This is a genomic window from Brevundimonas sp. BAL450 (assembly GCF_015767455.1).
GTDB lineage: Bacteria > Pseudomonadota > Alphaproteobacteria > Caulobacterales > Caulobacteraceae > Brevundimonas > Brevundimonas abyssalis.
Map to the genome: position 1 here is coordinate 87658 of NZ_JADWOW010000062.1, position 21007 is coordinate 108664.

Consider the following 21007-nt stretch of genomic DNA (forward strand, 5'->3'; position numbering starts at 1 on the left):
GCGAAAGCGGGGACCCAGTTCTGTCCAGCATGGCGCCGGCGTTTCTGGCCAAACGGGTCGTGGGTGCGCCGTGACGGATCATCACCCAAAGCACTGGGTCCCCGCTTTCGCGGGGATGAGCGGGGTGTGTGATGTCTGAGCCCCGCACCCTCTACGAAAAGGTCTGGGACCGACACGTGGTCTCGGCCGAGACGGCGGAGACGCCCGCCGTCCTGTATGTGGACCTCCACCTGGTGCACGAGGTGACCAGCCCGCAGGCTTTCGCGGAGATCGAGCGGAGGGGCCTGACGGTGCGTCGCCCGGACCGCACCTTCGCCACCCTCGACCACTCCACCCCGACCCTGCCGGCGGGCCCGGACGGGGAGCGGCCCTACTACACCCCCGCCAGCAAGGCGCAGGTGGAGACGCTGGAGCGCAACTGCGCCCGGCACGGGGTGTCGCTGGCCGGATGGGACTCGGATCAGCGCGGCGTGGTGCATGTGATGGGGCCCGAACTGGGCCTGACCCAGCCGGGCATGACCGTGGTCTGCGGCGACAGCCACACCGCCACCCACGGCGCCTTCGGGGCGCTGGCCTTCGGCATCGGCACCTCCGAAGTGGGCCATGTGCTGGCCACCCAGTGCCTGCTGCAGCGCAAGGCGAAGACTCTGCGCGTGACGGTGGATGGAACCCTGGCGCCGGGGGTGTCGGGCAAGGACGTGGCCCTGGCGGTGATCGCCGCCCTGGGGTTCGGCGGGGGCACAGGCTACGTCATCGAATATGCGGGCGAGGTGATCCGCGCCCTGGACATGGAAGGGCGCATGACCCTGTGCAACATGTCCATCGAGGCGGGCGCCCGGGCGGGCATGATCGCTCCGGATCAGGTCACCGTCGACTGGCTGCGCGGCCGCCGTCATGCGCCGCAGGGTGAGGCGTTCGAACGGGCCGCGACGGACTGGCTGAGCCTGGCGTCGGACCCCGGTGCGGTGTTCGACAAGGAGGTCCGGCTGGACGGCGACGCCATCCGGCCCATGGCCACCTGGGGCACCACGCCGGACGCGGGCGTCGCCATCGGTGCGGCGCCGCCCGAGCCGAGATCGGAAAATGACCGCAAGGCCCTGGCCTATATGGGCTTCGAGGCGGGCCGGGCGACGACTGACTATCCGGTGGACGTGGTCTTCATCGGCAGCTGCACCAATGGACGTCTGCCAGACCTGCGCGCGGCCGCCGCCATCCTGAAGGGCCGCCGGGTCAAGCCGGGGGTGCGGGTGCTGGTGGTGCCCGGCTCCGAGGCCGTGCGCCGCGACGCCGAGGCCGAAGGCCTGCACACGGTGTTCACCGAGGCGGGGGCCGAATGGCGCATCCCCGGCTGCTCCATGTGTCTGGCCATGAACGGCGACATGGTGGGGCCGGGCCAGCTGGCGGTGTCCACCTCCAACCGCAATTTCGAGGGCCGCCAGGGCCCGGGCGCGCGCACCATCCTGGCCAGCCCGGCCACGGCCGCGGCCAGCGCCGTCATGGGCGTGCTGACCGACCCAAGGGTGTTCATGTCCGCCGAGGAGACTGTTCATGCCTGAGCCTCTGAAGACGCTGACCTCGGGTACGGTGGTGTTCAGCCAGTCCAACATCGACACGGACCAGATCATCCCCGGCCGGTTCCTGACCACCACCACCCGCGAGGGGCTGGGCGCGCACGCCTTCCACGACTGGCGCTATGAGGCCGATGGATCGGTCAAGCCCGAGGCGGTGCTGAACCGCATCGATCCCACCGAGCACCGCATCCTGATCGCGGGGGACAATTTCGCCTGCGGCTCGTCGCGCGAGCACGCGCCCTGGGCCCTGCTGGACTATGGCTTCCGGGCGGTGGTCTCCACCTCCATCGCCGACATCTTCACCTCCAACGCCCTGAAGAACGGGCTGCTGCCCGTCGTGGTCAGCCAGGCGGTGTGGGACGATCTGGCCGCCCATCCGGACCAGCCGGTGACCATCGACCTGGAGGCCGAAACCATCCGCCGGGGCAACGCCGAGCCGACGCCCTTCCGGGTGGAGTCCTTCGCCCGCCAGTGCCTTCTGGACGGGGTGGACGCCATGGGCTGGCTGACCGCCCGACTGCCCGACATTGAAGCCTTTGAACGCCGACAACAGGAAACCGCGTGATGCCCCCCTTTCAGGACCATACCATCGTCGTGCTGCCCGGAGACGGGGTCGGGCCCGAGGTCACGGCCGTGGCGTGCGCCGTGCTGGACAGCATCGGCGACTTCTACGGCCATCGCTTCACCTATCAGGAACACCTGATCGGCGGGGCGGCCATCGACGCCACCGGCGAGCCCCTGCCCGACGCGACGCGCGACGCCTGCAGGGCCGCCGATGCGGTGCTGCTGGGCGCGGTGGGCGGCCCCAAATGGGACGGCGGCAAGCGTCGGCCGGAGGAAGGCCTGCTGGCCATCCGCAAGGCCATGGGCCTGTACGCCAACCTGCGGCCGCTGCAGGTCTCGCCGGTGATGGCCCACCGCTCGCCGCTGAAGAAGGAGATCGTGGAGGGCGTGGACCTGATCGTGTTCCGCGAGCTGACCGGCGGCATCTATTTCGGCGAGAAGACCCGCACCGACACTACCGCCTCGGACCTGTGCGTCTATTCGGTGGAGGAGATCGAGCGGGTGGCTCGCGCCGCCTTCCAGACCGCCCGCCAGCGGCGCGGCAAGGTCACCTCGGTGGACAAGGCCAACGTCATGGAGACCAGCCGCCTGTGGCGCGAGGTGGTCACCCGCATCCAGGCCGAGGAGTATCCCGACATCACCCTGGAGCACGCCCTGGTGGACTCCATGGCCATGCACCTGATCAGGAAGCCCCGCGAGTACGACGTGATCCTGACCGAGAACATGTTCGGCGACATCCTGTCGGACGAGATCTCGGTGCTGGGCGGGTCCATCGGCCTGTTGCCGTCGGCCTCGCTGGGGACCGAGGGGCCGGGGCTGTTCGAGCCCATTCACGGCTCGGCGCCGGACATCGCCGGGCAGGACCTGGCCAATCCCGTGGGCATGGTCCTGTCCGCGGCCCTGATGCTGCGCCACTCCCTGAAGCTGGAGGACGAGGCCGACGCCATTGAGGCGGCGGTGGCGGCGGTGCTGGCCGCCGGCGCGGTCACGGCGGATCTGGGCGGGGAGCTGGGCTGCCGCGCCGCAGGTGACGCCATCTGCGACGCCATCCGCGCCATCCACTGGGCCGCCGCCCACCGGGTCCAGATGCACTGGGCCTGACCCTTTCGAGTTTCGCGCCCCGCCCCACGGGACCGCGAAAGGCCCGCGCGTCGTCGCCCCCAAATGCCGGCGCGCGTCAGCCGAAGCCCCTGCCGGTTCCCTGAGCCGCCGGCAGGGGTTTCTTTATTTGGCCCTACCGCTCAGCGCGCGGCGCCTCGCTGCTTGAGGGCGCCGGGTTGGGCCTGTGCTCGCGTCGCGGACGCTTCGCGGCTAGTGGGCGTCAGTCGATGATTTCGCGGCCGATCAGGCTGGTTTCGAAGTCCATGAAGATGTCGATCAGCTCCTCGACCGACACGCGCGGGGCGCCGGGGGCGAAGCGGAAATTCCAGAAGCTGACGATGTGCCTGACCGCTCCGACCTGTTCGCCCAGACGGATGAACATGTGCGGGGCGTCCAGCAGGAACTCCCGAAAGGCGGTCGGCCGGCCGTCTTCGGTCAGGCTGGCATAGGCGCGGTCATAGATCTTCAGGGTTTCAACCACCGTCTCGCAGGTCTTGAGAATCTTGCGCCGGAGAACCTGACGGCCGCGCTCGATGTAGAGACGGGACTCTGTGTCGAGCGGCCCGGCCGGCTGCATGGTGGCGATGGCGTCAGCCACCGCGCGCGCCTCTTTCAGAACCGTGGCGGCGGACCATTTGTAGTAGAGGAAGCCCTTCCAGCAAAACACGCCCTCGGCGTACTGCCCAGGCGCCAGCTGGAGCGTTTCGCCCAGGGGCTGCATCCCGGCGCCGTCGGTATTGGACAGGATCCTGGACACCAGACTGGCGGTGCCCCGGGCCTTGCCGGGGAGTGAGGTTCCGGCCGCCATGCTCATGGCCACCAGCGGGGCGATCTGGGACTCCACGAAGCCGAACATGCGTTTCATGTCCCCTTCGGTCAGCTCGAAATAGCAGCGCGCCACGTCCAGGCCCGCGCGTGACACCTGCTCGCGCAGAAGGAAGGGGTCCAGCGACGGCAGCTGATCAATCAGTCGCAGGGTCTCCAGGTCGCGCTCGTCCACGGACACCCCGAAATACTCCCGCAGGGCCCGGTCGAAATTGCGCTGGCCGATGAAGATGAACCGGCCGCCCAGGCGCAGGTCATCCAGATCAAGGGGCAGGATGACCTTGGTGGCGGACTGGCGATAGACGTGGAACAGGTCCACCTCGTCGCGGCGCAGGCGGTGCTTGATGATCAGGCCCTGATTCAGGGCCGGGGTCTGGAACAGGGGCTTTTCGCGCCATTCGTCCGTGTGGCCATGGCGGCGCCAGACGGCCAACAGGTTCAGCACCCGAGAGGTGGAGCCGAACGCCTGAAGGTTGGCCAGATTCCGGATCGAACGGTCGCTCATGGCCGGTCGTCGTGCCGGTGTTCGACCCGTCCGGCAAGCGGGTTATCGCTGTTCGGCGATGAGGCGGTCGGCGAGGGCGGCGGTGAGGTGGCCGTCGGGGGTCAGGCCGTTGGCCTGTTGCCACCCGCGCAGGGCCCGGCGGGTGCCGGAGCCGACGATTCCGTCGACGCCCCCGGGGTCGAAACCGGCGGCCGCCAGGGCGCGCTGGGCGCCCAGACGCTGGTCCCGCGACAGGGGCGCTTCGTCGGGCCAGGCCGCGACCAGGCCGGGCCGGCCCGCGATGCCGTCGGCGGTCATGCCGATGGCCAAGGCATAGGCCACCGAGTTGTTGTAGCGGCGGATGATGTAGTGGTTGGGCAGGGCCAGGAAGGCCGGGCCATTGGCCCCCTGGGGCAGCAGGATGGTCGCGCCCTCGGCCTGTTCGGCGGTGCTGGGGGCCCCGCCCCGAGACAGGACCACGCCGCGCTGCGCCCAGTACGACCACGGCTGACGCTCGCCCTCGGCCAGGGCGTAGTCGAAGCCCCGGGGCAGGGTCACTTCGTAGTGCCAGCGCTGGTCGCGCTTCCAGCCCGCGTTGTTCAGCAGGTTGGCGGCCGACATCAGGGCGTCGGCGGGCGAGTTCCAGATGTCCACCACCCCGTCGCCGTCGCCGTCCACGGCCAGGCGGCGGTAGTTGTCGGGCATGAACTGGCTCTGGCCCATGGCGCCGGCCCACGAGCCCTTGAGGCGCGAGCGGGGGGCCCGGCCCTCGACGATGATGGTCAGGGCCTCCTTGAGCTGTTCCTCGGCCCAGTCGCGGCGGCGGCCGTCGTGGGCCAGGGTGGCCAGGGAGCGGATCACGTCGTGGTCGCCCTGGACCTGGCCGAAGGCGCTTTCCTGGGCCCAGATGCCGACCAGGATCTCGCGCGGCACGCCATAGCGCTGCTCGGCCGCCACAGGGGCGGACATCAGACGGTCGCGGCCCTCGGCGATGCGCTGGGCGCTGACGGCGTTCTGGACATAGGCGCCGACCGGGCGGCTGAACTCGGGCTGGTTGCCGTCCAGGCGGATGACGCTGGGATCGGGGGACAGCCCCGCCAGCTCGCGCTCGAAGGCGGCGCGGTTGGCCCCGCCGTGACGGGCCAGGAAGCCCTGCTTCCAGCCCTCGAAGGACTGATCCTCATAGGGGACCGGCTGGACCGCCGCCGTCGCGGTGGCGGCGGCAGCCGTCGGCTGCGCCGCCTGGGCCGGCCCGCCACGCGGCGGTTCGGGGATCAGGGGAGCGCAGGCCGCCGTAAGACCAATGAGAACAAGGCGAATTTTCATGGTGCAAGCCTAGCGCGTTGCGCCCTGCCACCACAATCACAAGCGCGCGAAAGGAGAGCGCGGTTTGGCCGTCTTTTCGCCATGACGGCGCCACGGATGATGAACCGCGCTAACCCTTGTCGCTCGTCCTCTGTTAACTGCGCCATGCCATAGGTTCCTCGCCTCGATGCGGCCTGGTGGCGGAGAGGATACGCGGCGGATCGCAAATCCGCAGACCCTCCGTTCGACTCGGAGGCCAGGCCTCCATCCTTTATTGCCCTACCACTCGCCGCGCGGCGGCTCGTTGCTTGAGGGCATGGGCTCCATCTTTTTTGCCCTAGCGCTCGGCTCGCGGAGCCTCGCTGCTTGAGGGCATGGGCTCCATTTTTCTGGCCCTATCGTTCGGCTCGCGGAGCCTCGCTGCTTGAGGGCGTTTCTGGCCCTAACGCTCGCGCCGCGCGGGCGCTCGCTGCTTGAGGGCAAGGTTCGCAACCCTAACGCTCGGTCCCGGAGGCCTCTCTACCTGAGGGCGGATTTCAGACTCTGGCGCCAAAAAAACAGGGTCTGAATAGTCTGAATTGTCCGAAATCGTCTCCTGCGCCTCGTGAGGAGGGTCATTATGGGCCCGGGCGAGGGGAGGGGGATGAAACAGGCGGACGCGGTCGGGTTTGAGGTGGTTTCCCGTTGACAGGGCAGGCGTAGCTGACCTATAGGCCCGTCTCCCCGCCGCAGGTCCGCTTGCGGCGTTTCATTTTGTATCGCGCCCGACAGGTTCACGCCGGGGGGGCCACGAAGGAATGAGACCATGAAGGTCCGTAGTTCTCTGAAGTCGCTGAAGTCGCGCCACCGCGATTGCAAGATCGTGCGCCGCAAGGGCCGCGTCTATGTGATCAACAAGACCGACCCGCGCTTCAAGGCGCGCCAGGGTTAAGGCTTTTTAGCGCCTTATCGCTCGCGCCGCGGGCGCTCTCTGCTTGAGGGCGTTGTCGCGGACTGGCCGGGCGGCGGAATGATCCACAGGCCATGGACGATTGTCCGTGGCCTTTTTCGCGTGCGCCGTTGAGCCGTTGCGGCGACGGCGCTAACCCAGCTTCAACCATCCATGTTGCGCGCGAACAAAGCGCACCAAATCAACCGCGCTCAAGCAGCGAGGCGCCGCGCGCCGAGCGATAGCGCCCAAAAAGGACTTCCCATGGCCGACGACGCCGCCTTCGCCAATCCTGACGTCCTGAACGCCTCGGCCCAGGGCCGTCTGCGCACCATCATCGAGCGCCTGGAGCGTCTGGAGGAGGACAAGCAGGCGATCATGGCCGACATGAAGGAGGTCTTCGCCGAGGCCAAGGGCGAGGGCTATGACGTGAAGACCCTGCGCAAGGTCATCCGCATCCGCAAGCTGGACAAGGCCAAGCGCCAGGAGGAAGAGGCGATCCTGGACCTCTATCTGGCCGCCCTCGGCGAGATCTGAGCTGAAGCGGTCCGGTTTCGGACGCAAGGACGGCGGACTGCGCTCAAGCAGCCCGAAGGGCGGTAGCGCGCAGAAGAGCAGCTCAAGCAGCCCGAAGGGCGGTAGCGCGCAGAAGAGCAGCTCAAGCAGCCCGAAGGGCGGTAGCGCGCAAAAGAGCAGATCAAGCAGCCCGAAGGACGGTGCGCAAAAGGATTCCCCCTATGAGGCGGCGAAGAAGGCTGCCCAGCGCTCGGCGCTGAACGCCCTGAAACGCGCGCGCCGCGCCGCCGACAGGGCCGGGGTGCAGCTGTCCGACTGGGAGGACGAGTTCCTGGGGTCGGTGTCGGACCGGGTGAAGACCTATGGCCGCGCTTTCGGCGACCCGGAAAAGGGCGCGCCGGGCCAGTCGCTGTCGGCCATGCAGGCGCGCAAGCTGAAAGAGATCGCCAGGAAGGCGAAAGGCGAGGACGACCGGCGCGGCACGCGGAAGAAGCCCGCGCGGGGCCGCTCATCCCCGTCGTCGGAATGAGCGGCGCAGATCTGGCTAGAACAGGATCTTGCGGAAGGTGATGCTGACCGTGCGGCCTTCGGGGTCCAGGAAGTCGGGCTGGTAGTTGACCGGGGTGGTTCCGTCGCTGGAGATCACCTCGGGCTTCGAATCGAACAGGTTCTGGACGCGCAGGTTGACGCGCGAGCCTTCCAGCCACGGCCAGCGGGCGACCAGACGTTCCTGCGCGCCCAGATCCACGAAGGCGTTGACGCCCACGCTGGTGCGGTCGTCGAAGAACAGGTCCGGTCCGGTCCCGCCGTCCACGCGGGTGCCTTCGCGCCAGGTGGCGTTGACGAACATGCCCATGCCGTTCCTGAACACGCCGCCCTGGGCCTGGATCTGGTGGCGCGAGCTGCCGCCGCCCGCGTCGGTGGCGTCGCCGTCCAGCAGGTCGAGGATCGGCAGGCCGGGGGCGATCAGGATCTCGTCCTGGATGCGCCAGGTGTGGAACAGGGAGATGTTGTAGCGGCCCTGGCCGGGCTGCATGCCGCCCCGGCCGCCGCCCCTGCCGCCGCCACGCATGCCGCCGCCGCCGCCGGGGGGCGGGCCGCCCGCGCCGGGACCGCGCCCGCCGCCGCCCTCGCCGCGCTGGCCGCGGCCGCGTTGGCGGGTTTCAGGCGTCGGCTGGCCGAAGGTGCGCGAAAAGGTGAAGCCGGTGCGCAGATCCTGGCGCTCGACCTCGGCGAAATTGATCGGGCGGGCATCCACCGCGATCAGGGTTCCGTCGCCGTCGCGGGTGAACCGGTCCGGCAGGGCGGCCTCCAGCGCGGCGGTCACGGCGGGGAAGCCGTTGACCTCGTTCTGGATGGAGGTGCGGGTCCAGGTGGAGGTGATGCGAAGCTGCTCGTCCTCCAGCGGCTGCCAGTTGAAGCCGGCACGCCAGACCGAGCGGGTCGCGGCGTCCAGGTCCGGGTTGCCGCCGGTGGTGCGGGTGACCAGCACCGTGTCTCCGGTGGAGAAGTCGAACACCGCTGTGTTCGGCGTGGCGATGACCGGATCGTTCAGCTGGGCGATGCTGGGGGCCTGGTCCTGGCGGGTGTAGCCGGTCAGGAAGGACAGTCGGTCCACCGGGCTCCAGTTCAGATTGACGCCGAGGGTGTCGAGGCCGCCGAAGTCCGACACGTCCTCATAGCCCGCGTTGAGATTGAGGGAGAGATCGCCCAGCAGCGACGGGCTCTCCTCGTCGCGCTCGAAGACCGGGATGTCGAAGCTGGTCTGGGCGTTGAGCCGGTCGCGGGACAGCTCACGCTCGGTCTCGACGCCCGAACGCAGGGACCAGGACTCCAGGGTCTGGCGGTCGGCGCCGAAGGTGAAGGTGGAGCGCAGGTCGCCGGCGGGCAGCTCGGTCAACGGCCCGGTGAACACCGCCTCGCCGCTGTAACGGCTGGTCACGGAGTTGGCCAGGTCGTCGGGCAGGCGGGTGAAGTCGGCGCCCGTCAGCGGGCCGAACGGGCTGACGGTGGGATCCCCCGCGTCCAGCCGGTCCTGATAGGTCGTGACGTCAAAGCCCCGGCCCGTGAAGGTGTCCCGTTCGTTGCGGGTGTATTCGCCGTTGAAGCTCCAGCGCCAGTCGTCGCCGATGAAACCGTCCAGCAGAAGGCCCAGTTCGGCCTGCAGGCTGTCGGTGCGGGAGCTGAGGGCCTCGGGCGTGTCGAGGAAGCGGTAGAGGGTCACATCCTGCGAGAAGGGTGAGCCGCCCACGCCCGACGGCACGGTCAGGGCCAGGCCCGGCAGGCCGTTGAAGCGCTCGCTGGTCTCGTCCTCCAGACCGGCGCTGATGGTCGCCTGGATGTCGCCGGGCAGGCCGCGCTTGAGGGTGGCGGAGATGGAGTTCTGCTCGGTTTCCGGCTGCAGGGTGCGCCAGTCGCTGAGGGCGCCCCGGCCCGGCGGGCCGTAGGCGCCGGCGAAGTCGGCCAGGCTGGTTCCGCCCATGGGCACGGGGGCTACAATGGCGGTCTCGCCCACGGCGGTCGAGAAGGCCGGGTCGATCTCGTCGCCGAACATGGGCGCCGAGATGTTGCCCATCAGGTCGTAGGGCGTCGTGCCGGGGTCGCGGACGATGTCGCGCTCGGTCTCGTACAGGGCGGTGTCCCGCTCGTGCTCGATGTCGATGGACCAGCGGTTGTCGCCGTCGATGCGCAGGATGTCGGCCTCGACCTCATAGCCCGAGCGGCCCCCGGCGGTGGGGCCGCGGAACTCCACCTCGGTGGTGGTCGAGCGGAAGGGATTCTTGAGGATGAAGTTCACCACCCGCTGGTCGGCGCGGTAGCCGAACTGCAGGGCCACCTCCTCGGGCAGGACCTGGACCCGCTCGATGGCCTCGGACGGCAGGCCCCGGATCTCGCGGAAGCCGGAGATGCGCCGGCCGTTGACCAGGAACACCGGCGAGCCGCCGCGCGAGCTGGTGGTGACCGGCTCCAGGAATTCCAGCAGCTGGGAGATGTCCGAGGCGCCGTAGGCCTGGATGTCGGCGGCGTCCAGCTCCAGCTCGGGCGCGATGTCGGTGTCCACGTCGCCGCGACGTCGCGGGGCGACGATGATGAGCTCCGAGACAGACGTGACGCCGTCCTCCTCGAGGATCGGGTCCTGGCCGGCGTCCTGCGGAACGCCGGCGGATTGAACGAGCAGCGCGGCCAGCCCGGTCAGGGCGGTGGTCGAGAGAGACATGTATGCGTATCCGGTTGGGGAGGGCCGGGGAGTTCGTCTGGGCCGCGAACCTTGCCGACCCCCCGGTTCAATGACCGTCTAACGCGTCAATTGCGGCGATTCCGTCGCGGCATGATTGCAACGGCGAAATTTCGGCCCGTTATCGGCGATCGAGGGCTCAGCCCGCGTCGCGGAGCACGCCTTCCAGACCCTGTTCGCGCACCTTGCGATACAGGGTGGAGCGGCCGATGCCGAGGCGCCGGGCGATCTCGGACATGTGGCCGGCATAGACCTCGATGGCGTGCTGGATCAGGTCGCGCTCGATGTCTTCCAGGGTGCGCAGGTGGCCCTTGTCGTCGATGATGCGCACCGGGGCGTCGGGCAGGGCCAGGTCGGACAGGGCGTGCTCGGCGCGGGGCGCGTCGGGACTGGCCTCAGCCTCGGGCATGGGCGCGGCCACGCCTGAGATGGCGGGGAAGTCGTGGGGCTGCAGCCACGGGCCGTCAGCCAGAACGATGGCGCGATAGACCGCGTTCTCCAGCTGGCGCACGTTGCCGGGCCATTCGAAGGCGGTCAGCAAAGCCAGGGTGTCGGGCGCGGCGCCGGCCACCCGCTTGCCTTCCTCGGCGTTGAAGCGGGCGATGAAGTGGTCGATCAGGGCCGGGATGTCCTCGCGCCGGGCGCGCAGGGCGGGGGCCTCGATGGGGAAGACGTTGAGGCGGTAGAACAGGTCCTCGCGGAAGGCGCCGGCCTTCACCTGGGCCTCCGGGTCGCGGTTGGTGGCCGAGACGATGCGCACGTCCACCTTGACCGGGCGCTTGGCGCCCACCGGGTCGATCTCGCTCTCCTGCAGGGCGCGCAGCAGCTTGACCTGCATGTCCAGCGGCAGCTCGCCGATCTCGTCCAGGAACAGGGTGCCGCCGTCCGCCTCGCGGAACTTGCCCAGGGTCTTGTCGACCGCGCCGGTGAAGGCGCCCTTCTCGTGGCCGAACAGGATGGATTCGACGAGGTTCGCGGGCAGGGCGCCGCAGTTCACCGCCACGAAGGGCTTGCCGGCGCGCGACGAGGCGCCGTGCAGGGCGCGGGCGATGACTTCCTTGCCGACGCCGCTCTCGCCGGTGATCAGGACCGGGATGTTGGATTTGGCCGCGCGGGCGCCCAGCGACTTGACCATGCGCATGGGGGCGCTGTCGCCCACCAGGTCGTCGAAGGAGGTCCGGCCCGAGACCTGACGGCGGACGCGGCCCACCTCGGCCACCAGATCGCCCATCTGCAGGGCGTTGCGGATGGAGATGAGGATGCGTTCGGGGCTGGCGGGCTTGACGAAGAAGTCCTGGGCTCCGGCCTGCATGGCCTTGACCACGGTGTCGATGCCGCCGGACGCGGTCAGGATGATGACCGGGGCGCGGACGCCCGCGGTGCGCATTTCGGCGAGGGTCTCCATGCCCGACAGGCCGGGCATGACCATGTCCAGCAGGACCACGTCGGCGCCGCCGCCCTTTGTCATGCGGTCGATGGCCTCGCCGCCGTTTTCGGCGTGGACGACGTTGTAGCCTTCGCGGTCGAGAACCGCCTGCACCAGCCTGCGCTGGGTCGGGTCGTCATCGACGACCAGCACCGTCTTGGCCATGGGAGCCACCCTTCATCATCAACCGTGCGGCCGGTCCTCATTGATCGGGACTGGCTCGTTTCGGGACGGTTTTAGGCCGAAGGGGGTGAAGATCGGGTTTAAGGCAACGCGGGCGCGCGATCAGGTCCGTCACCGCAATACGGCTGGAAAACGCCTTGGGGCCTGATACGCACGCCGTCGACAACAAGATCGGGGAATAGCGGGTCGACCGTCTCCAGCCGCCCCTCCCGCAGCGCGTTTCTCGGGTCGATGTCCTCACCATTGCAAGCCGTGTCGTCAGGGGCGCGATAGTCGGCCCATTCCATCCACTGGCCGTCACCCTCAAGCTTGAACAGCGACACACCAGACCGATGCGAAGCATAGGCGATCAGTATTTCATCTGTTCCGTCACCATCCATATCCCTCATTCTGGCCTGGCAGACGTTGTCTTCGGTGCACAGCTGAATGAACCAGTCGTACTCGGCGACCTGCTCAAGGAAGGCGGGCGGCAACGTAGTTCCCGCCGGGTTGACCTCGATGCGGATATTCTGGGGACGCGGACTCTCGGTGGGCGACACCTGATAGCGGTCTTCCACAGTCTGAGTCTCACCCGCCCGGCGCGCAACCTCAGGATCGTCGGATTCCGCAAGCCGGTCCAGCGCTGCCCGGCCTGACCGGCCTGCGTCAAAGCGCAGGAAGGCGTAGTCGAATTCCTCGGCGGACACCCGGCCGGTCTCGAGCCGCCGCATCTGGTCGGCGACGGACAGGCGGGCGGGGTCGGCGAGGGGGGTGAACAGGGCGAGGATGCCGACGACCGCGACCACCCCGCCGATGATGTTGGTGCGCTCCAGCGGGCGCATCCATGGGCCGGGCTTCACGGCGGCGAAGGCGTAGCCGACGGCGTGGACCGCGCCCACCAGGACGCAGGCGGCGGCGATGATGCGCTCGGGCGTCAGGCCGTGCTGGCCGATGCGCAGGGCGAGGCCCCACAGGGCCAGGCCGATCAGGGGAACCAGCAGCACGCCTGCGATCCGCGCGGCCCACTGCAGCACCACCGGCGGCGCGCCGTCGGGCTCGCCGTCCTGATAGGCGGCGTTGATGAGGATGATCAGGGCCGCCGCCGCCGACAGCATCAGGCTCGTGCCGTAGCCCTCGTCCCACAGACGGCCCACGCCCGCGAAGGGCAGGGCCAGGATGAAGGCGGCGGTGATCAGGGTCATCACCGGCATCAGCCAGGACAGCAGCATCAGGGCCACGGTGCGCACGCCCCGGATCAGCCCATCCTTCACATCGGTCAGATGCACGGCGGCGGAAAAGGCCAGGGTGGTCACGGGAATCGAGAACCATTCCTGACCCAGCAGGTCGCGCAGGAAGTTCAGGCCGATGACGCTGAACAGCCCGGCGCCGAGGAAAAGCAGAACCCAGAAGGCGCCGGTGAAGGCGACCGACAGGGCCAGCTGCACCCCGGCCTTCCACGCCGTGTCGAAATAGGCGGGATAGGGGGCGAGCCAGCGCCGCGCCCGGTCGGCGGGCAGGATCAGATGGTGGGCGATGAAAAGCATGGCCGCCGAGGCCGCGAAGACGATGGGCGCGGCCAGGGGCTCGTTCAGTCCGTCGGGCCGCACGCCCCAGGTCACGCTCCACCAGCCCATGAGCGCCAGAAGCGCCGCTGCGGCGAGTCCCCAGATCAGGAGGGTGCGAAGCCGCATCCGGCCGACGGCGCCCAGCAGGACGATGGGCAGCCAGGCGAAAATCAGCACCAGCGGCGCGAACAGGCCGGGGACGGTGGCGGGCCATGCCCGGTTTTCAAGGGAGAGATAGAGGCCCAGCAGGGCCGCGCCCTGGATCAGGCCGATGACCAGCCGGGTCCAGCCCAGACTCCGGTCATCCGGCCCGCGATCCGCAATCTCGTTGGCGCCGAAGATGGTCATGCTGTTTCCCCGTCTTTCCGCCGCATCTGGCCTGAAAAGGGGACAGGAGGGAAGGGTCAGTCGCGCTCGGCCCTGGCCAGATAGCAGCCACGCCGCGCGGCGTGGAGATGGACATGGCGCACCTCGGGGTCGGCGAACCAGTTCGCGAGGCGTCCGGCCAGGGTTTCGCCCTCCATGACATCAGCGTCGATCATCATGTTCGAACCGTCGTAGACGCGCGCCGAAAGGAGCCGCGTGGCCAGCATGGCGGGCACATGGTCGACGTCCGGCGCATGGTCCCGGGCGCTCTCGGACACATAGATGGGACCCGAGGCGCGAAAGGGCGAGGCGGGGTCGTCCAGGTGCGGGTAGTTCAGCAGGATGACGGACTGCCCGGGCCGGGCGTCGGCGAGGCTGACGCGGCAGGGGGCCACGCCGACGCGGGTGACGGGAACGCGCCGGGCGCCCCGGTCCGCCAACGCCTGATCCGGCAGGGCGAAAAGGGGGGCGAAGGGCGCGAGGGGCAGGCCGACGATCCTGAACATGAGACATCTCCGTGGAAGCCCGGATGGCGTAGCGCGACGGGGGCGATCCGGCTGGCGGTTTTCGGAACCGCCATTGCGCCGGGCGTTCCGGATCACCAGAACAGGGACCATGAACGCCCCCTTCAAGCCCGATGCGGCCCCGACCGAAGCTCCCCTCTGGGATCTGTCCGACCTCTACGCCTCGCCCACCGACGACCGGGTGGCGGCGGATCTGGAGGCGGGGCGCAAGGCGACCGCCGAGCTGAACGCGCTGGAAGGCCAGTTGGAGGCGGCGCGGGGCGACGCGGCGACGCTGGGCGGGCGCCTGGACCGGGCGATCACCCTGTATGAACAGGCGTCCAACCATCTGGGGGCGCTGGGGGCCTATGCGTTTCTGGCCGCGTCCACCAATCGGGAGGACGGCGCCGCGCAGGGGTTCGAGGCGGACATCCGCCAGAAGGTGACCACCATCGCCGCCGAGACCCTGTGGCTGACGCTGGAGATCAACCGGCTGGAGGAGGTCGAGATCGAGGCGGCGCTGAACGCGGATGACGCCGCCGCGCGCTGGCGGCCGTGGCTGCGCCGGGTGCGGGCCAGCAAGCCCCATGAGCTGTCGCCCGAGCTGGAGCGGTTCATCGCCGAGCGCATGCCCGCCGCCATGCAGTGGCCGCGCCTGTTCGACGAGACCCTGGCGGCCCTGCGGGTGAAGGCGGGCAAGGACGAGCTGACCCTGGCCGAGGCGCTGAACCGCCTGTCGGACCCCAAGGCGGACCGGCGCAAGGCGGCGGCCGAGGGGCTGGACGCGGCCCTGGCGTCACGGGCCACCACCATGGCGCTGGTGCTGAACACCGTGGCCCAGGAAAAGGCGCTGGAGGATCGCTGGCGCAAATTCACCTATCCGGCCCAATCGAAGCACCTGATGAACGAGGTGGACGGCGAGGCGGTGGACGCCATGGCGGCGGCGGTGGCCGAGGCCTATCCGCGCCTGACCCACCGCTATTATGCGCTCAAGGCGAAGGCCATGGGCCTCAAGCAGCTGAACCAGTGGGACCGCAACGCCCCCATCGAGACCACCGCGCCGCGCGGCTTCGACTGGGGTCAGGGGCGGGCCATGGTTCTGGACAGCTTCAATGATCTGGGCGCCGAGTTCGGCGACCGGGCGAAGTCGTTCTTTGACAATCCGTGGATCGACGGACGGGCGCGGGCGGGCAAGCAGTCCGGCGCCTATGCGCACCCGGTGACGGCGGACCGGCACCCCTATGTGTTCATGAACTGGATGGGCGAGCGGCGCGACGTGCTGACCCTGGCCCACGAACTGGGCCACGGGGTTCACCAGACCCTGGCGGCGGATCAGGGCACACTGCTGGCCGACACGCCCCTGACCCTGGCCGAGACGGCGTCCATCTTCGCCGAAGGCCTGACGTTCGATCGGCTGCTGGCGACCGCCCCCGAAAAGGAAAAGCGCGGCCTGCTGGCCGGCCGCATCGAGGACGGGCTGAACACCGTGGTGCGTCAGATCGCCTTCCACCGCTTCGAGACCCGCTTCCATGACGAGCGGGCGCAGGGCGAGGTGTCGGTCGCCCGCATCGGCGAGATCTGGATGGAGGAGATGGGCGCGAGCCTGGGCCCGGCGGTCAAGCTCAACGATGGATACGAGCACTGGTGGGCCTATGTCAGCCACTTCGTGCACTCGCCCTTCTATGTGTACGCCTATGCCTTCGGAGACCTGCTGGTGGCCGCCCTGATGGAGAAGCGGCGCGAGGACCCGGACGGCTTTGCGCCCCTGTACCGCGAGCTTCTGGCCGGCGGCGGCACGAAGACCTACGTTGAGGCGCTGAAGCCCTTCGGTCTGAACCCGCGCGACCCGGCCTTCTGGGCCACAGGCTGCCAGCGGCTGGAGCGGCTGATCGACGAGTTCGAGGCGGTGGCGTGACGACACACCGCGCTTGAGCCGCGCGCCGCCCTCGCTATAAGGGCGGTCAGATTCTCGTTTGCCTTCGAAAGATCATCGCATGGCCGCCGACACCCACGAAGCCGATCACGACGCCGAAGCCTATCTGAAGGGCTCGCAGGAAATCACCGAGCAGATCGCCACCTGGCATCTGTTCAATTTCCTGACCAAGTGGGGCTCGCTGGCCACTGCGGTGGCGGTGCTGCTGTTCACCGTGTGGTTCATGCCCAACGGCGGCTTCTTCCCCGCGGCGATCGCGGCGGTGGTGCTGGCCGTCGCCGGCTGGTGGTTCCTGCGCAGCAAGCCTGCTGATCACTAACAGTTATTCTGGCGGGCCCGGCCTTTACGGGCCTTTCTGAAACGTCCTAACGTTCCACTGCTCTGAAACAACAGGCAGGGGGATTCGCTTGGCCGTCGCCATAGCCGTGACGCGCGAACGCCGTGAAGGCGAACCGCGCACCGCCGCAACACCCGATACGGTGAAGAAGCTGACCGCGCTCGGCGCCTCGGTGCTGGTCGAGGCCGGCGCCGGTCTGGGCTCGTCCATTCCCGACGCCGACTATGAGGCCGCAGGCGCCAGGATCGCCAAGGACTCCAGCGCGGTGCTGTCGAAGGCCGACATCCTGCTGAAGGTGCGCGGCCCCACGGCGCAGGAGATCAGCGCCCTGAAGCCGGGCGCCATCGTCGTCGCCCTGCTGGACGCCTACCGCGAAAAGGACACCGTCCAGGCCATGGCCAAGGCGAACGTCACCGCCTTCGCCATGGAGTTCGTGCCCCGCATCAGCCGGGCCCAGGTGATGGACGCCCTGTCGTCCCAGGCCAATCTGGCGGGCTACCGCGCGGTGATCGAGGCGGCCCACACATACGGCCGCGCCTTTCCCATGATGATGACGGCGGCGGGCACCGTCGCTCCCGCAAAGGTGTTCGTCATGGGCGCGGGCGTGGCGGGGCTGCAGGCCATCGCCACGGCGCGGCGTCTGGGCGCGGTGGTCAGCGCCACCGACGTGCGCCCCGCCGCCAAGGAGCAGGTGGAGAGCCTGGGCGCCAAATTCGTCGCGGTGGAGGACGAGGAGTTCAAGGCCGCCGAGACGGCGGGCGGCTACGCCAAGCAGATGTCGGCCGAGTATCAGGCCAAGCAGGCCGCCCTGACCGCCACCCACATCACCAAACAGGACGTGGTGATCACCACCGCCCTGATCCCCGGCCGCCCGGCGCCCCGTCTGATCTCGGCCGCCCATGTGGCCTCCATGAAGCCCGGCTCGGTGCTGGTCGATCTGGCGGTCGAGGCGGGCGGCAATGTGGAAGGCTCGAAGCCGGGCGAGGTGGTGAAGACCGCCAACGGCGCCAGCATCGTCGGCTGGTCCAACCTGCCCGGCCGCATCGCGGCGGACGCCTCGGCCCTGTACGCCAAGAACCTGCTGGCCTTCGTCGGCCTGCTGGTGAAGGACGAGGCGCTGGCCCTGGACCTGGAGGACGAGATCCTCAAGGCCGCCGTCGTCACCCACGGCGGGGCCGTGGTGCATGAGGGGGTGAAGGGGTGAACCGCTGGCTCAAGGGATTCTTGAGGGTGGTTTCGACGATATTTCTTGTCGCCGGTCCGGCTCTGGTGGCGCTCATGGCGCTTTTTGCTTTGGTGAGCGTGGGAACGGGCGGCCGCTTGGGAACCGGGTTGGTTTCCGTCGGTGCAGGGCTCTATGCCCTTGTGGTGTGTCTGCTGGCTGGCGGTGTGATCAAGCTGCTCCTCAGCATAGACGACCGCTTGGAACGGCTGGAGGCGAACCGATGATGAGCGAGAAGCTGCGCAGGGCGTTGACGGTCTTTTCGATGATCCTGATCGCCGGCGGCACGCCGCTCGCGATCCTCATGCTGGCGCTGACCTGGATGCTCGAGCAGGCGGTCACCGCCGCCGACCTCGGGGTTGCGATACGCATCATCATCTTCACCCTTCTGGGTGGCGGATTGCTGCGCGCCTTGCTCAGCATCGACGCCCGGCTGGAGGCGCGGGGATGAACGTTCGCAACGACCCGGCCGCGCCGCATAATCAACAGAGGACCCGATAGATGGAACACGTCGATCCCACCGTCTTCCGCCTGGCCATTTTCGTGCTGGCGATCTTCGTCGGCTACTATGTGGTCTGGAGCGTGACGCCGGCGCTGCATACGCCGCTGATGGCGGTCACCAACGCCATTTCCTCGGTCATCATCGTCGGCGGTCTGATCGCGGCGGCGGCCGTGTCGGAGGCGTCCGGCGTCAACGGCTGGATCGCCAAGGGCGCGGGCGTGGCGGCGGTGACCCTGGCCAGCGTCAACATCTTCGGCGGCTTCATGGTCACCCGGCGCATGCTGGCCATGTACCGGAAGAAGGAAAAGAAGGCTTGACCGGCGACGCGGCCCAGGTGGCCGCGACAGGCTCGTGGGTCGCCACGGGCCTGGGCGTCGGCCTGTGGATCTACGGCTGGGTGGGCGAGAAGAACCCCATCGCCAAGATGCGGTTTCACGACGCCGGCATGGTGCTGGTGTTCTCGTCCATCATCGTGCGGGTGCTGATCCAGGACCGGGCCATGACCTGGTTCGACTGGATTCTGGTGGTGATTGCGCCGCTGTTCATCGCCGCCGCCCTGTGGCGGCTGAAGCGGACCGGCGGCATGACAGGTTCGGAGGACCGATGAGAGTTGCGTTGATCGTTGCGGTGCTCGCCGTCGCCGGGGTCGCCCAGGCCCAGGCCACGCGCCAGACCGGCGAGGCCTATCAAGGCGCGCACTTCGCCGTGGCGGCGCCGGGCGGCGCCAGCTGGAGGCTGAACTGTGGATTTCCGCCCCACCAGATGGCCGGGACCGGCACGGTCAACCGCTTCGACCTGGAGGGCCAGGGCCGCGCCGCCGGGCGTCTGCCGACCTACCGCGCCTGGTGCGCCCTGACCAAGACGGGCGGCGAGGGGCCGGTTGGCTTCGCCCTGGTCAAGGACGGAACGCCCACCGCCGCCGGAACCAACGACCCCGCCGAACCGGCGCGGGTGGAAATCTACTGAGACGAATGAGGGGGACGCCGTCATGAACGCATCCATCGCAGCCCTGGCCTATCTGGCGGCCGGCGTCCTGTTCATCCTGTCCCTGCGCGGGCTGTCCAGCCCGGAGACCAGCCGGCGGGGCAACACCTTCGGCATGGTGGGCATGGGGCTGGCCATCGGCGTGACCCTGCTGACCCTGTGGGGGACCCAGGCGCTGGACGGCCTGACGCTGGCGCTGATCGCGGGCGGCGTCGTCGTCGGCGGCGGGCTGGGGGCGGTGATCGCCCGGCGGGTGCCCATGACCTCCATGCCGCAGCTGGTGGCCGCGTTCCACAGCCTGGTGGGCATGGCGGCGTGTCTGGTGGCGGTGGGGGCGGTCTATGCGCCCGTGGCCTTCGGCATCGACGACGGGGCGGGGGGCATCAAGACCCTGTCGATCATCGAGCTGGGCCTGGGCCTCGCTATCGGCGCCATCACCTTCACCGGCTCGGTGATCGCCTTCGCCAAGCTCAACGGCAACATGAGCGGCACGCCGATCCTGCTGCCGGCGCGGCACATGATCAACATCGGTCTGGCGGCCGGGCTGGTGGTGCTGATCGGCATCCTGATCGCCACGGGCGGCACGGCGGTCTGGGCCTTCTGGGGCGTGTTCGTGATCGCCCTGATCCTGGGCGCCACCCTGATCATCCCCATCGGCGGGGCGGACATGCCGGTGGTGGTGTCCATGCTGAACAGCTACTCCGGATGGGCGGCGGCGGCGCTGGGCTTCACGCTGGAGAACATCGCCCTGATCATCACCGGCGCCCTGGTGGGCTCGTCCGGTGCGATCCTCAGCTACATCATGTGCAAGGGCATGAACCGCAGCTTCATCAGCGTCATTCTGGGCGGCTTCGGCGGCGACGCGGCGGCGGCGGGCGCCGGCCACGTGGAGACCCGGCCGGTCAAGCAGGGCTCGGCCGACGACGCCGCCTTCATCATGAAGAACGCCTCCAAGGTCATCATCGTGCCCGGCTACGGCATGGCCGTGGCCCAGGCCCAGCACGCCCTGCGCGAGATGGCCGACAAGCTGAAGGAGGAGGGCGTGGAGGTGAAATACGCCATTCACCCCGTGGCCGGACGGATGCCGGGGCACATGAACGTGCTGCTGGCCGAGGCCAACGTGCCCTATGACGAGGTGTTCGAACTGGAGGACATCAACAGCGAATTCAGCAGCGCCGACGTGGCCTTCGTCATCGGCGCCAACGACGTCACCAACCCGGCCGCCAAGACCGATCCCCAGTCCCCCATCTTCGGCATGCCCATCCTGGACGTGGAGAAGGCCGGCACGGTGCTGTTCGTCAAGCGCGGCATGTCGGCGGGCTACGCAGGCGTGGAGAACGAGCTGTTCTTCCGCGACAACACCATGATGCTGTTCGCCGACGCCAAGAAGATGGTGGAAGGGATCGTGAAGGGGCTGTGACCCCCCGGTCACGGGTCTGACCGGATAACCGTGCTATCGCCTCCGGTCGGGAGGGGGC

General features: G+C 68.9%; 21 protein-coding genes. 15 read left to right on the top strand and 6 right to left on the bottom strand.

All coding sequences use genetic code 11. The features are described from left to right. The first annotated feature begins 131 nt into the window (after window positions 1-131). The 3 genes from leuC to leuB are packed head-to-tail and all read left to right on the top strand — an operon-like array spanning window position 132 to window position 3236. Window positions 132-1556, top strand: a complete 1425-nt coding sequence (leuC, locus tag IWC96_RS15100; RefSeq protein ID WP_196839225.1) for a 3-isopropylmalate dehydratase large subunit — start codon at window positions 132-134, stop codon at window positions 1554-1556. After that, entirely contained in the window at window positions 1549-2136 is a 588-nt protein-coding gene (leuD, locus tag IWC96_RS15105) for a 3-isopropylmalate dehydratase small subunit (protein ID WP_021695848.1), read from the top strand. The genes leuC and leuD overlap by 8 nt, the downstream gene beginning before the upstream one ends. After that, window positions 2136-3236: a 3-isopropylmalate dehydrogenase gene (gene leuB / locus IWC96_RS15110; protein WP_021695847.1), complete on the top strand. Its 1101-nt coding sequence runs from the start codon at window positions 2136-2138 to the stop codon at window positions 3234-3236. Before leuD ends, leuB begins: the two co-directional genes overlap by 1 nt. Window positions 3237-3456: 220 nt before the next feature. On the opposite strand, the gene IWC96_RS15115 is transcribed toward leuB, so the two are convergent. Next, window positions 3457-4566 carry a hypothetical protein gene (locus IWC96_RS15115; RefSeq protein WP_196839226.1) on the bottom strand — a complete coding sequence of 370 codons (1110 nt, stop codon included), beginning with the start codon at window positions 4564-4566 and terminating at the stop codon, window positions 3457-3459. A gap of 42 nt (window positions 4567-4608) precedes the next feature. Continuing rightward, complete coding sequence (locus IWC96_RS15120) at window positions 4609-5871, bottom strand: lytic murein transglycosylase (protein WP_196839227.1); 1263 nt, start codon at window positions 5869-5871, stop codon at window positions 4609-4611. A 784-nt stretch (window positions 5872-6655) separates the two neighbouring features. On the opposite strand from IWC96_RS15120, the gene ykgO reads away from it, so the two are divergent. The 3 genes from ykgO (at window position 6656) to IWC96_RS15135 (ending at window position 7823) form a co-directional block, all read left to right on the top strand. Then, window positions 6656-6781 (top strand): type B 50S ribosomal protein L36, encoded by a 126-nt coding sequence (gene ykgO / locus IWC96_RS15125; RefSeq protein WP_021698751.1) that lies wholly within the window; start codon window positions 6656-6658, stop codon window positions 6779-6781. A 261-nt stretch (window positions 6782-7042) separates the two neighbouring features. Continuing rightward, window positions 7043-7315 carry a DUF2312 domain-containing protein gene (locus tag IWC96_RS15130; RefSeq protein WP_021698750.1) on the top strand — a complete coding sequence of 91 codons (273 nt, stop codon included), beginning with the start codon at window positions 7043-7045 and terminating at the stop codon, window positions 7313-7315. A gap of 235 nt (window positions 7316-7550) precedes the next feature. After that, complete coding sequence (locus IWC96_RS15135; RefSeq protein ID WP_231379126.1) at window positions 7551-7823, top strand: hypothetical protein; 273 nt, start codon at window positions 7551-7553, stop codon at window positions 7821-7823. Between the two features lie 15 nt (window positions 7824-7838). On the opposite strand, the gene IWC96_RS15140 is transcribed toward IWC96_RS15135, so the two are convergent. From IWC96_RS15140 to IWC96_RS15155, 4 genes are all read right to left on the bottom strand, one after another. Further along, window positions 7839-10511, bottom strand: coding sequence for a TonB-dependent receptor (locus tag IWC96_RS15140; RefSeq protein WP_196839228.1), 2673 nt, complete (start codon window positions 10509-10511; stop codon window positions 7839-7841). Between the two features lie 157 nt (window positions 10512-10668). Continuing rightward, window positions 10669-12120 carry a sigma-54 dependent transcriptional regulator gene (locus IWC96_RS15145; RefSeq protein WP_021698097.1) on the bottom strand — a complete coding sequence of 484 codons (1452 nt, stop codon included), beginning with the start codon at window positions 12118-12120 and terminating at the stop codon, window positions 10669-10671. Window positions 12121-12218: 98 nt separating this feature from the next. After that, window positions 12219-14030, bottom strand: a complete 1812-nt coding sequence (locus IWC96_RS15150) for a DUF4153 domain-containing protein (RefSeq protein WP_021698098.1) — start codon at window positions 14028-14030, stop codon at window positions 12219-12221. A 56-nt stretch (window positions 14031-14086) separates the two neighbouring features. Then, window positions 14087-14554 (bottom strand): DUF1203 domain-containing protein, encoded by a 468-nt coding sequence (locus IWC96_RS15155; RefSeq protein ID WP_021698099.1) that lies wholly within the window; start codon window positions 14552-14554, stop codon window positions 14087-14089. 109 nt (window positions 14555-14663) lie between these two features. Here IWC96_RS15155 and IWC96_RS15160 point away from each other — a divergent pair, with 109 nt between their 5' ends. The 9 genes from IWC96_RS15160 (at window position 14664) to IWC96_RS15200 (ending at window position 20949) form a co-directional block, all read left to right on the top strand. Further along, on the top strand, window positions 14664-16466 hold the full coding sequence (locus IWC96_RS15160; RefSeq protein WP_045319237.1) for a M3 family oligoendopeptidase: 1803 nt from the start codon (window positions 14664-14666) through the stop codon (window positions 16464-16466). 79 nt (window positions 16467-16545) lie between these two features. After that, on the top strand, window positions 16546-16803 hold the full coding sequence (locus tag IWC96_RS15165; protein ID WP_021698101.1) for an aa3-type cytochrome c oxidase subunit IV: 258 nt from the start codon (window positions 16546-16548) through the stop codon (window positions 16801-16803). 88 nt (window positions 16804-16891) lie between these two features. Then, a complete protein-coding gene (locus IWC96_RS15170; RefSeq protein WP_196839229.1) occupies window positions 16892-18025 on the top strand; it encodes a Re/Si-specific NAD(P)(+) transhydrogenase subunit alpha in 1134 nt (377 codons plus the stop codon). After that, window positions 18022-18270, top strand: a complete 249-nt coding sequence (locus tag IWC96_RS15175) for a hypothetical protein (protein ID WP_045319238.1) — start codon at window positions 18022-18024, stop codon at window positions 18268-18270. Before IWC96_RS15170 ends, IWC96_RS15175 begins: the two co-directional genes overlap by 4 nt. After that, window positions 18270-18494, top strand: a complete 225-nt coding sequence (locus tag IWC96_RS15180) for a hypothetical protein (RefSeq protein ID WP_196839230.1) — start codon at window positions 18270-18272, stop codon at window positions 18492-18494. Before IWC96_RS15175 ends, IWC96_RS15180 begins: the two co-directional genes overlap by 1 nt. 50 nt (window positions 18495-18544) lie before the next feature. Beyond that, window positions 18545-18862: an NAD(P) transhydrogenase subunit alpha gene (locus tag IWC96_RS15185; protein WP_021698104.1), complete on the top strand. Its 318-nt coding sequence runs from the start codon at window positions 18545-18547 to the stop codon at window positions 18860-18862. Continuing rightward, complete coding sequence (locus IWC96_RS15190; protein WP_021698105.1) at window positions 18859-19152, top strand: hypothetical protein; 294 nt, start codon at window positions 18859-18861, stop codon at window positions 19150-19152. The genes IWC96_RS15185 and IWC96_RS15190 overlap by 4 nt, the downstream gene beginning before the upstream one ends. Next, window positions 19149-19511: a hypothetical protein gene (locus tag IWC96_RS15195; protein WP_196839231.1), complete on the top strand. Its 363-nt coding sequence runs from the start codon at window positions 19149-19151 to the stop codon at window positions 19509-19511. The genes IWC96_RS15190 and IWC96_RS15195 overlap by 4 nt, the downstream gene beginning before the upstream one ends. 22 nt (window positions 19512-19533) lie before the next feature. After that, a complete protein-coding gene (locus IWC96_RS15200; RefSeq protein ID WP_196839232.1) occupies window positions 19534-20949 on the top strand; it encodes an NAD(P)(+) transhydrogenase (Re/Si-specific) subunit beta in 1416 nt (471 codons plus the stop codon). The last annotated feature ends 58 nt before the right edge of the window (window positions 20950-21007 follow it).

Excerpts from the sequence above, each read along its gene's own strand:
- leuC (WP_196839225.1), top strand. The coding sequence starts at position 132 with ATGTCTGAGCCCCGCACCCTCTACGAAAAGGTCTGGGACCGACACGTG.
- leuD (WP_021695848.1), top strand. The coding sequence starts at position 1,549 with ATGCCTGAGCCTCTGAAGACGCTGACCTCGGGTACGGTGGTGTTCAGC.
- leuB (WP_021695847.1), top strand. The coding sequence starts at position 2,136 with ATGCCCCCCTTTCAGGACCATACCATCGTCGTGCTGCCCGGAGACGGG.
- IWC96_RS15115 (WP_196839226.1), bottom strand. The coding sequence starts at position 4,566 with ATGAGCGACCGTTCGATCCGGAATCTGGCCAACCTTCAGGCGTTCGGC.
- IWC96_RS15120 (WP_196839227.1), bottom strand. The coding sequence starts at position 5,871 with ATGAAAATTCGCCTTGTTCTCATTGGTCTTACGGCGGCCTGCGCTCCC.
- ykgO (WP_021698751.1), top strand. The coding sequence starts at position 6,656 with ATGAAGGTCCGTAGTTCTCTGAAGTCGCTGAAGTCGCGCCACCGCGAT.
- IWC96_RS15130 (WP_021698750.1), top strand. The coding sequence starts at position 7,043 with ATGGCCGACGACGCCGCCTTCGCCAATCCTGACGTCCTGAACGCCTCG.
- IWC96_RS15140 (WP_196839228.1), bottom strand. The coding sequence starts at position 10,511 with ATGTCTCTCTCGACCACCGCCCTGACCGGGCTGGCCGCGCTGCTCGTT.
- IWC96_RS15145 (WP_021698097.1), bottom strand. The coding sequence starts at position 12,120 with ATGGCCAAGACGGTGCTGGTCGTCGATGACGACCCGACCCAGCGCAGG.
- IWC96_RS15150 (WP_021698098.1), bottom strand. The coding sequence starts at position 14,030 with ATGACCATCTTCGGCGCCAACGAGATTGCGGATCGCGGGCCGGATGAC.
- IWC96_RS15155 (WP_021698099.1), bottom strand. The coding sequence starts at position 14,554 with ATGTTCAGGATCGTCGGCCTGCCCCTCGCGCCCTTCGCCCCCCTTTTC.
- IWC96_RS15160 (WP_045319237.1), top strand. The coding sequence starts at position 14,664 with ATGAACGCCCCCTTCAAGCCCGATGCGGCCCCGACCGAAGCTCCCCTC.
- IWC96_RS15165 (WP_021698101.1), top strand. The coding sequence starts at position 16,546 with ATGGCCGCCGACACCCACGAAGCCGATCACGACGCCGAAGCCTATCTG.
- IWC96_RS15180 (WP_196839230.1), top strand. The coding sequence starts at position 18,270 with ATGAGCGAGAAGCTGCGCAGGGCGTTGACGGTCTTTTCGATGATCCTG.
- IWC96_RS15185 (WP_021698104.1), top strand. The coding sequence starts at position 18,545 with ATGGAACACGTCGATCCCACCGTCTTCCGCCTGGCCATTTTCGTGCTG.
- IWC96_RS15195 (WP_196839231.1), top strand. The coding sequence starts at position 19,149 with ATGAGAGTTGCGTTGATCGTTGCGGTGCTCGCCGTCGCCGGGGTCGCC.
- IWC96_RS15200 (WP_196839232.1), top strand. The coding sequence starts at position 19,534 with ATGAACGCATCCATCGCAGCCCTGGCCTATCTGGCGGCCGGCGTCCTG.